The sequence below is a fragment of the Pseudomonas phytophila genome (genome assembly GCF_025643095.1).
In the GTDB taxonomy this organism is placed as follows: Bacteria; Pseudomonadota; Gammaproteobacteria; order Pseudomonadales; family Pseudomonadaceae; genus Aquipseudomonas; species Aquipseudomonas quasicaspiana.
This window is the reverse complement of record NZ_CP081201.1, coordinates 2,574,482-2,588,993: the sequence shown is the minus strand read 5'-3', so window position 1 is coordinate 2,588,993 and position 14,512 is coordinate 2,574,482. Positions and strand designations below refer to the sequence as shown.

Below are 14,512 nucleotides of genomic sequence, written 5' to 3'. Positions count from 1 at the left end.
GCCATGGATGGCCGGTGGCGGCGGCCCCACGCAGCAATGTCGGATTACGGGCATGCCGAGCGACAGCGAGGCACCCAGTGGTGGGGCAAGAGCCTTTTGCTTACTTTTGGCTGGGCCGGCTTCCGGCTCCTTTCAAAAGTGAGGCGCTGTAAAAGCGCAACCAATAGAAGCAGTGAAAGCTGTAATGGATATGTACACAGCGCAACTATATCAACCAGAAACCCGGGCCGTACCGCCAAACAACTCAGACCCCACTGGCAAGTGAACCTTCAAAGCCGCATGACGCGCCGAGAAACGCAGGTTCTCTCCAGACAACGGCTCGCCATCCAGATTAATGTCCAGCCCCTGCGCCGACTTGAGCTCCACCCACGGCAGCCGCGCACGGATGAACATATTGTCGATACCCAGACCGCCCTCCAGCAGACTCCTGAGCGTACCGACCACTTCCTGCGGCGCAGGCAAAATACTGATGTCCAGCAGACCATCATCGACCAGTGCCGATGGGCATAACACATGCCCGCCGCCCGCCTGGCGACCGTTACCGATGCCCAGCGCCAGCAAATCTCCACTCCAGTGGAAATCAGGTCCGCTCAACTCGCCATAAGCCGCGCTCAGCTCACTGAAACGCGTCAGTCCGGTGAAGAGATAAGCCGCTCCACCCAACACCTTCTTCAAATCTTCAGACGTATTCGCCGTGACCTGACTGCCAAAGCCGCCTGTTGCCATGTTCAGGAACACCTTGCCGTTGACCTCACCCAGATCCACCGGTCGGGCAGGCACATCCAGCAGATCGAGCGCAGCGTCAGGCTCCAGCGGAACACCCGCAGCCCGGGCGAAATCGTTGGCAGTGCCCAGCGGCATGATGGTCAGCTCAGCGTCGGTGTCGGCGTTGGCCAGTGCCTCAGTAACGTCGCGCAAGGTTCCGTCGCCGCCACCCGCGATGATTTGCGAGTGCCCTGCTGCCAGCGCTTCGCTGACCAACCGCTGAGCATCGCCGCCCTCCCACGTCAGACGGACGTCGAGCTCCCAGCCCTCGCGACGCTTTCGGGTCACGGCCTCACGCACTTCTTCGTTAAGTGCCTGCTTGCCATGCAAAATCAAAAATGCCCGTCGTGTCATTGCTACTCGCTCCCCTGAGTTCATGCGCACTATGTTGACCGCAGCGGACAGAAAAAAGCCCTTCCGAAGCAGATAATTTTTTAATGTCTCCTGCGCAGTGGACGATCCCCCCGAAAACGTTAGATCGGATCGGGAATCTCTGGACCTTGCGACGGCGGGCATAACCTCTAAAGGGAAAAAATCGAAAGAGAATCAAATGCGCACAATGATTTTATTTAGCTCTTGAGCTTTACTGCCGATATACCCTCGTATGAGGGAGTGCCCACGTTAGTTAGGAACAATACCTACCCAACTAAAGTATTAGGCCTACACCCCTTTTGTAATAACAGTAAAAATCAGCATCACTTGACGTGCAGAAGCCAAATAAATGGCTATATTCACCAAGCACGTCAGGAAAGGACATTTTATTGACTTCAACTTGAAAGCGCTTCGTATGTGGATCGCAGCTAAGTAGTCACGGACCGATGAAGTGAGGAAGCGTTATGCGATTGCAGCCTGTTAACAGCCTCCTGCAAACCAGAACCAGTTTGATTGTGTATTTTCTTTTCGGTATTCGTCTTGCGCACGGGATCACCAGCATCCTGCCAGGCGTGCTTATATTCCTTTTTTCCAGAGAAAGTCTTTCTGACGTACCGCAGAGCTACTTTGCGGTATTGGGCTTCTATGGCCTGTTATGCGTCCTGATATTCCAGACCCTTGGGGTTTACTCTGAAGCGCTGTTCAGCAACGCGCTACGCTTTCGCCTGATTATTGTGGCCTGGTCCGCCGCGTTCTGCCTGCTGCTGTTCTTGCATAAGTCCCTGGCGTTCTTCGACTACCTCACCGACGATCATCTGGTGATGTGGTACATCGCCAGTCTTGCCCTGTTCTGCGTCGAGCGGCTGTTCATGCTGGTGCTGTTCAGGCACCTGATGCAAAAAGGTTTCTTCCTGCAGAACGCGATCATTCTGGGTGCCACTGAGAACGGCAAGCGGCTGGCTGAGTACCTGCTGGACAATCAGGATATTCGCTCCGGAGTCAGCGGCTTTATTGACGACCGAATTGGACGTTTGCCCAAGACTATGGCCGGTCTGCCCCTGCTGGGTAACAGCAACGATCTGGAACGTCTGATTCGCGAAGAAAAGGTCACCCAGGTACTGGTCGCCCTGCCCTGGTCGGCGGAAAACCGCATGGACTACATCATCCGTGAGTTGCGCCGTTTGCCGGTCAATGTGCTGCTGGTGCCGGACATGGTCGCTTTTCGCCACGCGCACAACCGGATCACCGAAGTCGCCAATCTGCCAATGTTCAACGCCTCGGACGTTCCTCTTTCCGGCTGGTCGCCTTTCTTCAAGCGGCTGGAGGACATGCTGCTATCGAGTCTGGCATTGGTGGTGTTGTCACCGGTCATGCTCGCTATCGCGGTTGCAATCAAGCTGGACTCACGCGGCCCGGTGTTGTTCTGGCAAAACCGTTATGGCTACAACAACCGCATGATCAAGGTCTGCAAATTCCGCTCGATGTATCACCACCAGAGTGATGCAACCGCAGCGCAACAAACCACCCGGGATGACGCAAGGGTCACACGGGTCGGGCGCTTCATACGCAAAACCAGCCTGGATGAATTGCCTCAGCTGTTCAATGTGATTGCAGGCAGCATGTCCATGGTAGGACCTCGCCCCCATGCAACGGCCACCAAAGCGGCCGGGATTCTCTTCGAGCAAGCGGTGAAGGAGTACACGTCACGCCACAGGGTCAAACCGGGCATTACCGGTTTGGCGCAGATCAATGGCTATCGTGGTGAAACAGACACCGTGGAAAAGATCGAAAAGCGTGTGGAATTCGATCTGGAGTACATCGAAAACTGGTCCGTCTGGTTCGACATCTACATCCTTCTGCGCACTGTTCCTGCAGTGCTCTTCACTCGTGAGGCTTATTGATGAGCATCCTCATCCCCTGCATTATCGCCGGCGGCGCCGGTACCCGGCTGTGGCCGGTCTCGCGCGAAGCCATGCCCAAGCCTTTCATGCGCCTTCGTGACGGAGAAAGCCTGCTGCAGAAAACATTCAATCGGGCCGTGGGCCTGCCGAATGTCGAGCAATTGCTGACCGTGACCAGCCGGGAAGTCTATTTCCGTACGGTTGACGACTACCGTCAGCTCAACAAGACCAAGGTAAAACTGGATTTCATCCTCGAACCGTTCGGTCGTAATACAGGGCCCGCACTGGCGGCGGCTGCGTTGCACGTGTCCAGGTTATATGGCGACGATGCGCAATTGCTGGTCCTGCCTGCCGATCACCTGATCGCCGATGTCGAAGCGTTTTCCAAAGCGGTCCAGGCCGCCCGGGTGCTGGCGGACGATGGCTGGATGGTGACGTTCGGCATTCTGCCCAGCAAGGCGGAAACGGGTTTCGGGTATATCGAAAAAGGCCAGTCGCTCAACAGCGACGGCTATCAGGTCGCACGCTTTGTCGAGAAGCCGGACGCGACCACTGCCCAGGCGTATGTGGATGGCGGTCTGCATCTGTGGAACGCGGGCATGTTCTGCATGCGCGCCGACAGCCTGCTCAACCAATTCGCCAAACATGCGCCGGAAGTCCTCGAAACAGTCAAAGCCTGCCTGGAACTGAGTCCCAGCAAGGAAGGCAATAACGAGTTGCAGATCGAACTGGACAGCGAATCCTTCGCCAAAGCGCCGGACATTTCCGTTGACTACGCCCTGATGGAGCGCTCGCAAAAAGTGGCCGTGGTGCCTTGCGAACTGGGCTGGAACGACATCGGCTCTTGGCAGGCCGTGCGTGAGCTGGTGCCTGCCGATGCTCAGGGTAACCAGTGCAACGGGCCGACCGTGCTGCATGACGTGAGCAATTGCTACATCGACTCCAAACGTATGGTCGGCGGCGTCGGCCTGGATGACCTGATCATCATCGACACTCCGGATGCATTGCTGATCGCCGACGGCAAACGCAGCCAGGATGTGAAATTCGTTGCTCAGGAGCTCAAGCGCCAAGGCCACGATGCCTATCGCCTGCATCGTACCGTCACCCGCCCCTGGGGCACTTACACCGTCCTCGAAGAAGGCAAGCGTTTCAAAATCAAACGCATCGTGGTTCGCCCGCAAGCTTCGCTGTCGCTGCAGATGCACCACCACCGCAGTGAACACTGGATCGTGGTCAGCGGCATGGCCCGCGTCACCAACGGCGAACGTGAATTCATGCTCGACACCAACGAATCCACGTTCATCAAACCGGGTCATACCCACCGGCTGGTCAACCCGGGGGTGATTGATCTGGTCATGATCGAAGTGCAGAGCGGCGAGTATCTGGGCGAAGACGACATCGTACGTTTCACCGATGTGTATGGCCGGGTAGCGGCGCCAACCCAGGCCTCCTGACCCGGCTGGATTTTATTAACCAAATTGACGCACCTGACGATATACCTCTAGAGCGGCACGCGCTGTGCACGCACGCACCATGCAACAGGGATGACAGCGGTAATCCGCCTACATGATTGGTTTACCCGCAACGGGAGTTGTATTCATGCAAGACAGGAGTTTGGGGGTGGTCAGAAACACCTTGCTGGTGCTGGGCCTGTTAGTGGTCAGCGCCTGCAGCACCCCGGCACGTGTGGGTTTGCCAGACGACCCCGCACAGATTGAAGCCGGTAAAGCCGCAGGACGCGCGCTCGCCGGCAAGCCGTTGCCACCGCAACGCGTGCGACCCGGTGATACCTTGCGCATCGTACGCAACACCGGCGAAGCACCGTCCATTTCCGCTTTTACGGCGAACTCCATCTACGAACTCACACTGTTCCAGGTGCTCAACGACGGCACGTTCAGTTATCCGTATATCGGTTCTGTGCAGGCTGCCGGCATGACCTTGCCGCAATTGACCGAACACCTGCAGAGCAAACTGCAGGACGTCTACCGCGAAACCGCGATGACCATCAACATCTCGCAATCACCCGGCAACACCGTGTTTGTCGGTGGCGCAGTGCGTAATTCGACGGCCCTGCCCGCCACGGTTGCTACCACACTGGTTCAGGCGATTGTCGGTGCCGGAGGCGTTGCCAATGACGGGGACGCGACGATGGTTGCCCTGCTCCGTCAGGAAGACAACGGTCTCTACAAGACTTACTTTTTCGACTTCAGCAAGCTGCTCTGGGCAGACAGTTCGGGGCCGCGCGGCCCGGTGCTGTTACAGCGCGGCGATGTGGTGTTCGTGCCCAAGTCAACAGTGGGTGACAAGGCCGACGGCGTGAATCTGTATTTCAACCAACTGATCCCTTTTGCCAAGTCACTGGGTTTCGGCGTGAATTACAACCTGCGCAGCGAAAACTAAAGTCAGGGAAAAGACATGATCAACATCCGTTCACTGCGCGACTTGCTGCGCCTGTTCTTCATTTTCAAACATGAAGTTCGACTGACCGTCATGGTCACTTTCATCATCATTGTGCTCGGTGCCTTTTTACTGCCCAACCGCTACGAATCCACCGCACTGTTGCTGGTAAAGCCAGGTCGCGACAGCAGCACCGTGCCCATCGAGTTCGCCGACCGTCAGGCCATCGTGATTCCCAGCGCCCAGCGCGATCCGATCCTCGATGAGGAGCGCATGCTGACCGGTCGGCCGATCATGCGTACGGTTGCCGAAAAATACCTGGCGGAAATATCCAAAGCCGAACAGGAGCAAGGTGTTCTGGCCTCGATAAAGAACCTGCTCAAGGACACGGTAGGCTCGGTGATTGGTGTGTTTCGAGGTGCATTGCAGCTTATTGGCCTGGTCGAAAAGCGCTCGCCGGAGGAGCGTCTGGCAGAGGATCTGTCGAAAAACTTCAAAGTCAGCCATGACCCTGGCTCGGCGGTAATGGAACTGACCTTTTCCTGGAATGACCCGAAGGTTGCCAAGGATGTTCTGGAAGCCTGGATCTCCGAGTACGAACAGCAACGTACCCGTGTGCTCGGTCGGGTCAGTCTCTATCAATTCTACGAAACCGAAGTTAAAGCCACTCAGGCGCGGATTCTCAGCTACAAGAAGCAAATCCAGACGTACCTCAATCAACTGGGTGCGGTGAGCATTGCCCAGCGTCTGGCCGATACTTCCCAGGGCCTTAACGACCTGACCACTGAGCGCAACAACACCCTGCGCTCGATCGCCTCCACCAAGGCGGGCCTGGACAAGCTACAGGAGCAGCTCAGGCAGCAGTCGAAAACGGTCAGTGCCGGTCGCGAACTGAGCCTCAACCCTAACCGTCAGGATTTGCAAAACCGTATCAACGGCAAGGAAGTCGAACGCCAGGAACTGCTGCGCTCCTTCAAGGAATCGGCCCCCCCGGTTCGTGCGCTGAATCAGGAGATCACTAACCTGAAGGCACTGCTGACCCAGCAGAATGAAACCATCCAGCGTTCAGAAAGCATCACCCCCAACCCGATCTACAATCGGATGCAGAACGTGCTGGCCGACCAGCAGGCTAGCTACGCCCGCCTGCAAACCCAGTTGACGCAGCAAAACCTGCAACTGGCGCAATGGGAAAAAGGCCGCCAACTGGCGCTGAATCTGGAGCCGGAGATGTCCCGCCTGCAGGGCGAACTGGACGCCGCCGAGAAGAGTTTCGCCCTGTACAGCAGCAGCCTCGAGAAAGCGCGCATCGACCGCGAACTGGATCGCAGTCAGATCAGCAACATTGCCATCATCGAGCAGGCTACTTACAACCCAAGCCGGGTTTTCCCGAAAAGCATGTTGATGTTGATCCTGGCATTTCCGTTGAGCGTCGGGGTGGGCCTGGTGGCGCTGTACTTCTTCTACCTGCTGGATCAACGGATCCATGACGGTGACAAGATCGAGACCCGTTTCGGAGTGCCGGTCTGGACCAGCCTCCAGGAACTGGGCAGCGCAGAAGACTCACGCAATACCGCGTTCACCGCCAGCCTGCACAGGCTGTACGGGACCCTGCCTTTGCGGCAGGTCGGGGAAAAGGGTCTGGCGCTGGGGTTTACTTCATCTCACGAAGGCGGAGGTGTCAGCTTCGTCATCGGCCACCTCGCCAGCCTGCTGCAGGAGCAAGGCTACAGGGTGCGTACCGAAGGCCCTGGTCCGGCGGTTCCGGGTGAAATACTGCTGATTGATGCTTCGAGCATTTTCAGTAACCAGAATGCCTTTGCCCTGCTGCGCGATTCCGACCTGATTCTGCTGATCGTCAAAGCCGAAGAAACCACCGTGCCGATGCTGGAAAACGTGCTGGCAACGCTGCATACCGCGTTCAAGAAAGTGGATGGCATCATCATCAACCGTCGCCGTTACAAAGTGCCAAAACGCGTGATGGATTACCTCAAACGCTTCCAGAACCGAGGCTGACATGCACATTGCCCTACTCGCGCCACTACCGCCCGAGCAGAACGGCATAGCCGACTACGCCGGGCACCTCAAACACGCGCTGGAGGAACTTGGCGTGCGGGTCAGCACGCCGCTTGCGGGGGTCGGCAACGACCAGATGCGTGCCGTTCAACGGGTGGCTGAAACCGATTGGCAAGGCATCGATCTGGTCCATGCCGAAATCGGCGGCGGCCGACTCGCGGAGTTTCATGCCCTGCGCACCTTGCGCAAACGTTTCCCGCAACTCCCACTGACGGCGACCGTGCATGATCCGGAGCGCCTGGTCTGGCGTCGGGCCAAACTCCCCTGGCCGCTGTCTCTGGCCAGCTCGCTGCCCTCGCCGCTGCCGGAAATCGCCACGGTCATGGCCGACCCGCTGTGCCTGCGCGAAGAACGCCAACTGGCGCGCAGCATGACCCGGCTGGTGACACTGACTCAGGCAGGAGGCCTGGCATTGCGTCAGCGCATGGGCTTGCGCGAGGAACAGATGGCAGTCATTGCCCATGGCAATCTCCCCATCACGCCTGTTTCTCTGCCGCCGCTGCACACCATGCGCTTGCTGTACTTCGGTTTTATTTATCGCGGCAAAGGTATCGAAGACCTGCTGGATGCCCTGGCCGACCTGTTCAACCGTCAGCCACAGTTACGCTCCCGGGTGCGCCTGACCCTCGCCGGCGGCAGCGAGCCGGAAATGGCCTTCGGTCCGTCCGGCAGCTATCTGGACCAGTTGCGCCTGCGCATTAAACAGCTCGGGCTGACCGACGTGATCGACTGGAATCTGGACCTGCCAGCGGAGGCCATTGCGGATGTCATTCAGGCCCACCACGTCATGGTCTTGCCGTACCGCGAATCCAGCAAACTGAAGCTGCTGGGTAATTTGCGCGGCACCAGCGGCGCGCTTTCCTGGGCCGTGGCGTGCGGGCGCGGGGTGATCACGTCCGATGCCCGCTCGTTTGCCGAAGAGGTGTCCCACGGCAACGGCATGATTTTCCCTCAAGGTAATGTCGCGGCCTTGAGCGCGGCTTTGAATGAAGTCTGCGCGGTACCGGAACGGGCCCAGCAATGGGCCGCGCAGGCCAGAATCCTTGGGCAGCAACGGGTCTGGAGCCAGACCGCCGAGCGCTTCCGTCAGCTGTTTCAAAACGCATGCGAGGCCGACTGAGATGAAATCTGCAGCGGGTTTGTGGTTGGCCAGTGTGCTGGCCTGTTCGGCGCTGGTGTCTGACTGGATACCCGATGCACAGGCGGCAACCGTCCTGCGTGCACCCCGCGCGGTTGTCTGGCAGGACTTTCTGGGCGTCAACGCGCAGTTCCAGTATTTTTCACCCGCGATGTACCAGCAGCAGATGGATCAACTGGATGCGCTGGGCCTCAACTGGGTACGCTTGACCATTCACTGGCCGATCATCGAGCCCGAGCAGAATCAGTTCGACCTGGTTGATCTGGACGGCGCAATGGCGACCATGAACACCCACCACTACAACATCCTCGCGTATCTGGTCGGCTCTGCGCCTTATGTCAGCAGCGCTCCTGAGGGCGTGCCAAGCCGCGACCAATACCCGCCCCGGGATTTCAACGTGTTTGCCGCGCGCATGGCCTCGCTGGCACAGCGTTATCCGCAGGTCGACAACTGGCAGGTCTGGAATGAGCCCAACATTATCTGGCTGCCTAAAGAAGACCCGGTGGCCTACGACACCCTGTTGACGACGACGGCCGATGCGATCCGCAAAGCCGAACCGGACAAGACCATCGTCACTGCGGGCATGGCCTACTACAGCCAGATGCACAGCACCCCGGGTTATATGCTGCAAACCCTGGTGGATCGGGGTCTGGGGACCCGCAACATCGTGGCCGCCTATCACCCGTATTCCGAGTATCCGGAAGGTGACTCACCGCCCGACCGGGATTTTCTGATCAAAGCCAACGCCATGAACAACCTGCTGCACAGCAACGGCGTCAAGCAGGTGTGGGCCACCGAATGGGGATGGTCGAGTTACAACGGCCCGGTGGAAATGCAGGCGATCATCGGTGTGCAAGGCCAGGCCGACTACACCCTGCGCCGCCTGGCGCTGATGAGCGCGATGGATTACCAACGGATATTCCTGTTCAACCTGAGTGATCTCGACGAACGCGCCAGCGCCCGGGATCAGGCTTACGGTCTGCTTGATCTGCAGGGCAATCCGAAACCGGTCTACACCGCCCTGAAGAATTTTCTGACCATCACCGGCCCGCGTCTGGAGCCTGCCGATCCGCCGGGCGTCAGCGCGGTACCCGCCGATCTGTATGCCGTGCCCTGGACCCGCAGCGACGGCACACGGCTGCTGATGTTCTGGAGTGCTACGGGCACCACCCTGACGTTTCCGGCGATCAAATCAGCGGTCATTCACGATCCGTTGAGCGGCACGCGCACCGAAGTGGGCAGTACCGACAATACTCAGACCCAAGGCGTCAGCGTGGCCCTCAAGCCGACCTTGCAAATTCTGGAATGGAAACCCTGAGCGATGCGAATTCTCTGGACACTACCCTACATGCCCTGGCCTACCACCAGCGGCGGCAAAACGCGGGAATACCACCTGCTGCGCAATCTGGCTGCGCGTGGCCACCAGATTACGTTGCTGGTGCAGTCCAAGACGGACGTCGATCAAAGTGCCCGTGACGCGCTGGAGCCTTGGCTGGAACGGTTGATCGTCGTGCCGCGCCGTCCGCTCAAAAGCCTCAAGACGCTGATGGCGATCGCCGTGGCGCCAGCGCCCATGCTGGCCTGTATCAACGGCTATGCACCGCGCCTGAGCGAGGTCTTCGAAGGATTGCTGGAGGAGCACTGGGATGTGATCCAGCTTCAGCATACGTACGGTTTCGAACCCCTCGAAAAGCCCCTGAGACGATCCGGCAAGCCGTTCGTGATGACCGAACACAACGTTGAATCGGCCATGGGCGCTACCAGCTACGACCGGCTGCCGCGTTGGGCAAACCTGTTCGCCAGCTATGATCGCTGGCGTTATCGCCACTGGGAAAGCCGGGTGTTCCGTCAGGCCGATCAATTGATCGCGGTGACGGAAGATGACGCCAAGGAAATCTCCCGACTCAGTGGCAAGGCCACTGCGGTGGTCGTCAACAGCGTCGACTGCGGCTACTACGCCCAGGTCAAGCCGGACCCTTACAGCAATCGCCTGCTGTTCATTGGCAACTACGAATACGGCCCCAACGTGGACGCTATCGAATGGGCCCTGAGCGAAATCATGCCGAAGGTCTGGCAGCACGCGCCCACCTTGCGCTTCGTGGTGTGCGGCTTCGCCTTGCCCGAATCGTGGCGTGATCGCTGGCCTGATCCACGCATCGAGTTTCAGGGCTTCGTCCCGGACCTGCGAGCCTTGCAGAACAACACCGCGATATTTTTCGCACCACTGCGTCAGGGTGGCGGCTCCAAGCTCAAGGTGCTGGAAGCCATGGCCGCCGGGTTGCCGGTGGTCACCACCGACCAGGGCAGCTCGGGGCTTGCCGTGGTCAACGGCGAGCACTATCTGGGCAGCGAAGACCCTCTGGAACTGGCCCGGATCATCACCGAAGCGATTGAACAACCCGCGCGTCTTGCGCAGATCGGCGAAGCCGGCCGCAAATACGTGCAAACCCACCATGACTGGTCGGTATCTGCCGCTCAACTGGAGCGCATTTACACCCGACTGACGCCCGCCAAAGTCAAAGCCGAACAGGAGCCGCGCCCATGCGTATAGGACTGGATTACCGGCCAGCGACTGGCTACCCGAACAGCGGCATCGGCCGCCAGAACATCGCCCTCGAGGAAGCCGCGCGAGCCAACCCCAACACCCAGGTGCAATTGTTCAGCGTAGCGCCGTTCGACCACCCGATCCGCCGCCTGGCCTACTGCCCGAAATGGTCAACCCCTCTCAACGGCATCCACCGACTGCCGGAACGCTTGCGCTTCGAAGGGTTGTTTTTGCCCAAGGCCCTGCGCGACGCGGAAGTACAGGTGTACATCTGCAACATGAACATGGGCCTGCCCCTGGGCCGCAAACCCGAGGGTATGCGTTACGTGCTGCAGTTGCAGGACCTCTTCCAGCTGACGCTGAAAAACAGCCATGGCTCACAGCTCAAGGCGCGGATTTACGGCGTCACCGATCGGCTATCCATCGCTCACTCACTAAAAGTCGCGGACCGCATCTGGACGCCCTCGCAATTCACCGCCGATGAATGCATCCGCCTGTTTCCCGAGACCCGTGACAAGTTGCGCGTATTGCCCGCGCTGGTCAGCGGCTGGAGCGATGCGCCTTCGGACCTGCAAGGCTGGACGCTGCCGGAGCGTTACTGGTTGTGCGTTGGCACCCGAGAGCCGCGCAAGAACATGGGCTGGTTCATCGATGCCTGGCAAAGCGCCCGTCGCCAGTTCGAGAACGTACCGGACCTGATCCTGATCGGCGCACCTGAGCACTTGCCTCCCGCACAGCAGGCGTTGCCCGGACTGCACTTCCTGAGCGATATCACTGATGCCGAACTGCACGCCATTTACGCCCGGGCCGACCGCATGTGGCAGCCCTCCTATGCCGAAGGTTTTGGCTTGCCGGTGGTTGAAGCACTGGGTGTCGGCACCCCCGTAGCCGTGGCCAGCGGTTCCTCACTGGATGAAATCACCCCGCCCGGCAGCCCGCGCTTTTCACCCACCGACACCGGTGCGCTGATCAACCTTATGGGCACGTTGGCCAACACTGAAAAGGAAGACCCTGAAGTACTCAAGACCTGGGCTGCCGGGTATGGACCCAAAGCTTTCAACCAGCGCTTCGATGAGCTGATCGAGGAGTTGCGCTGATGCCATTGGCAATGCCCGTCGGCTTGCTCTTCGGTCTATTGTTTGGCGCGATGTTCTGGTTGCTGCCTGCGTTCAAGGTGGTGGCGGCGATGATCGGCGTGGTCGCCGTCGCCACGGTGATTCGTCGTCCCCTGCGTGGCTTGCTGCTGTTTGGCGTGCTGGCCACGTTTTTGCCTTACTCCACCGTGAATGTCGGCATTCGCACGACTATTTCCGAAGCACTGCTGATGCTGGTCTGGGCGGCGTATCTGGCGCACCGGATGTTCACCGACCCGCCACGAGTTCCACCGTTGCTGCGTACGGAACGGCTGCTGATTGCGCTGATGCTGTACAGCGCTCTACCGTTTATCGTCGGGCAATTGACCATTACTGCGCTGGGCAACGGCCCCATCAACTGGGTGCGCTGGCTGTTCAATCTGTCGGCTCTGTTTCTGGTGCCGCGCTTGCTGGATCAGCAGAAATACCGTGAGCAAATGATCTGCGCACTGCTGCTCGGCACGCTGTTGCTGCTGTTGCTGTCGATTCCGGTGTTTCTGAAAGCGCGCACGGCCGTCGCCATGATCCCGGTCCTTGGGGTTCTTGGTTATGGCGGCGTCGACGTGCTGAACGAAAGCCTGCTCTCGCTGGCCGACCGAATGGGCACACCCTGGATGCACCCCAATGTCGCGGGCGGCGCCATGGCGCTGATTGTGCCGCTGGGGTTCTGCATTGGCATGACCCGCAGCGGCTGGCCGAGATCACTGGGTTTTGCCGTCGCGATTCTGGGCAGCATAGGTCTGTTGCTGACCGGTTCTCGCGGAGCCTTGGTCAGCCTGGCGCTGGTCATGATGTGGATGGCCCGCAAACGAGTGCCTTTCATTGGCCGTGTCCTCATGGGCGGCGGCGTTGCCGGGGCATTGCTGTTGATGTTCTATCCGCCGTTGCAGGAACGGATTTTCACCCTGTTCACCAACGACGACACCAGCACCGCGATTCGCTTCCTTGAGTACAGCAACTTCCCCGACGCCATGGCCAAATTCCCCATGGGCATTGGTTTCAAGATAGACCCGCCGGTGCCAGGTGCAACGCTGTTCGGGATTTCCAACCTGTGGCTGAACTTCATCTACAAGATGGGCATCCCCGGCATGTTGCTGTTCATTGCAGTGACCGTCAGTTGGTGGCGTGAAACCCGCCCGGCAGACGGTTTCATCACCCTCACCCATGACAACGCCATCTGGCTCGGCACCACCACCGGCCTGCTGGCCGCGTTGACCAGCGGCCTGTTCGATCACTATTTCAGTTTCACCAGCGTGCTCATCGCCGTGTTCTGGCTGATGCTGGGTATCAATCTGCATGAGGCAAAACGCTTGAAAAGCCAGGCGGCCCTCGTTCGACACGCCTTACCGGAGCAGGAAATCAAATCATGAAACACCGTCTGATGCACTCCCACGACCTGCACCTGGCCTTGCCTGAGTACGCGCGCAAAATGGGCGTTGAGCTTGAAGAGTTGCAAAGCGCTTATGAATGGATGCTCAGTCACGACGTGTGCTTTGAAACCACGATCAAGGGCCGCACGCTGTCGTTCATCAGCTACCTGAATATCGAGCCGCGTATCGAACACCCGCTGGCACGACGCTTCTATCGCTTGCTGGCCACGGAAATGCCCGGCGCGTTGATTCCGCTGTACGGAATCAACTGGCCCACGCTGCGCGACCGCATCCTGCGCACGTGGGAACAGGCTTACAACATTCTGATCTGCAAAATCCCCAGCCACACCTTGCGCCTGACCTGGCTACGTATTGGCGGGGCTAAAATCGGCAAGGGCTCCAGCGTGTGGCGCAACACCGAAATCCTTGGTGTCGACAGTTTGCGCATTGGTGAAGACACCACCATCGGCTGGCATTGTCAGCTGGATGCGCGAGGCGGTCTGATCATCGGCGACCACGTAACCGTCGCCTCTCACGTGCTGATCATCGCAGGCGGTCATGACCTGCAGGCACCGGAGTTCTGGGCAGTGGGCGGGCCGGTGCGCATTCATGACTATGCCTGGATCTGCAGCCGCGCCCTGCTCTCTTTCGGCGCTGACATTGGTGAAGGTGCAGTCGTGGGCGGCGCTGCCGTGGTCTCCAAACCCATCCCGCCCTACGCCATCGTCAGCGGCCCGAACGCCGAAATCAAAGGCGAACGTGCCCGTGGCCTCAACTACAAAGTGGGCGGCAAAGGCCTGTTCGCTTTGTTTCACTGA

11 protein-coding genes are annotated in these 14,512 nt (G+C 59.0%); 10 read left to right on the top strand and 1 reads right to left on the bottom strand.

Annotated elements, in window-relative coordinates; all coding sequences use genetic code 11:
• Window positions 1-210: 210 nt before the first annotated feature.
• Window positions 211-1,119: a lipid kinase YegS gene (gene yegS, locus K3169_RS11590; protein WP_027901626.1), complete on the bottom strand. Its 909-nt coding sequence runs from the start codon at window positions 1,117-1,119 to the stop codon at window positions 211-213.
• A gap of 482 nt (window positions 1,120-1,601) precedes the next feature.
• On the opposite strand from yegS, the gene K3169_RS11585 reads away from it, so the two are divergent.
• From K3169_RS11585 to K3169_RS11540, 10 genes are all read left to right on the top strand, one after another.
• Entirely contained in the window at window positions 1,602-3,038 is a 1,437-nt protein-coding gene (locus K3169_RS11585; protein WP_263271597.1) for an undecaprenyl-phosphate glucose phosphotransferase, read from the top strand.
• On the top strand, window positions 3,038-4,492 hold the full coding sequence (locus tag K3169_RS11580; RefSeq protein ID WP_263271595.1) for a mannose-1-phosphate guanylyltransferase/mannose-6-phosphate isomerase: 1,455 nt from the start codon (window positions 3,038-3,040) through the stop codon (window positions 4,490-4,492). Before K3169_RS11585 ends, K3169_RS11580 begins: the two co-directional genes overlap by 1 nt.
• 145 nt (window positions 4,493-4,637) lie before the next feature.
• On the top strand, window positions 4,638-5,438 hold the full coding sequence (locus K3169_RS11575) for a polysaccharide biosynthesis/export family protein (RefSeq protein ID WP_099270021.1): 801 nt from the start codon (window positions 4,638-4,640) through the stop codon (window positions 5,436-5,438).
• 15 nt (window positions 5,439-5,453) lie between these two features.
• Complete coding sequence (locus K3169_RS11570) at window positions 5,454-7,448, top strand: exopolysaccharide transport family protein (protein WP_263271594.1); 1,995 nt, start codon at window positions 5,454-5,456, stop codon at window positions 7,446-7,448.
• Window position 7,449: 1 nt separating this feature from the next.
• Window positions 7,450-8,628 (top strand): glycosyltransferase, encoded by a 1,179-nt coding sequence (locus K3169_RS11565; protein WP_027901621.1) that lies wholly within the window; start codon window positions 7,450-7,452, stop codon window positions 8,626-8,628.
• A gap of 1 nt (window position 8,629) precedes the next feature.
• Entirely contained in the window at window positions 8,630-9,964 is a 1,335-nt protein-coding gene (locus K3169_RS11560) for a cellulase family glycosylhydrolase (protein WP_231677589.1), read from the top strand.
• A gap of 3 nt (window positions 9,965-9,967) precedes the next feature.
• The gene (locus tag K3169_RS11555; protein WP_027901619.1) at window positions 9,968-11,197 is read left to right on the top strand and encodes a glycosyltransferase family 4 protein; all 1,230 of its coding nucleotides are present in this window, start codon (window positions 9,968-9,970) and stop codon (window positions 11,195-11,197) included.
• Window positions 11,188-12,288, top strand: a complete 1,101-nt coding sequence (locus tag K3169_RS11550) for a glycosyltransferase family 4 protein (protein ID WP_027901618.1) — start codon at window positions 11,188-11,190, stop codon at window positions 12,286-12,288. The genes K3169_RS11555 and K3169_RS11550 overlap by 10 nt, the downstream gene beginning before the upstream one ends.
• A complete protein-coding gene (locus K3169_RS11545) occupies window positions 12,288-13,694 on the top strand; it encodes an O-antigen ligase family protein (protein WP_231677590.1) in 1,407 nt (468 codons plus the stop codon). The genes K3169_RS11550 and K3169_RS11545 overlap by 1 nt, the downstream gene beginning before the upstream one ends.
• A complete protein-coding gene (locus K3169_RS11540) occupies window positions 13,691-14,512 on the top strand; it encodes an acyltransferase (protein ID WP_231677591.1) in 822 nt (273 codons plus the stop codon). The genes K3169_RS11545 and K3169_RS11540 overlap by 4 nt, the downstream gene beginning before the upstream one ends.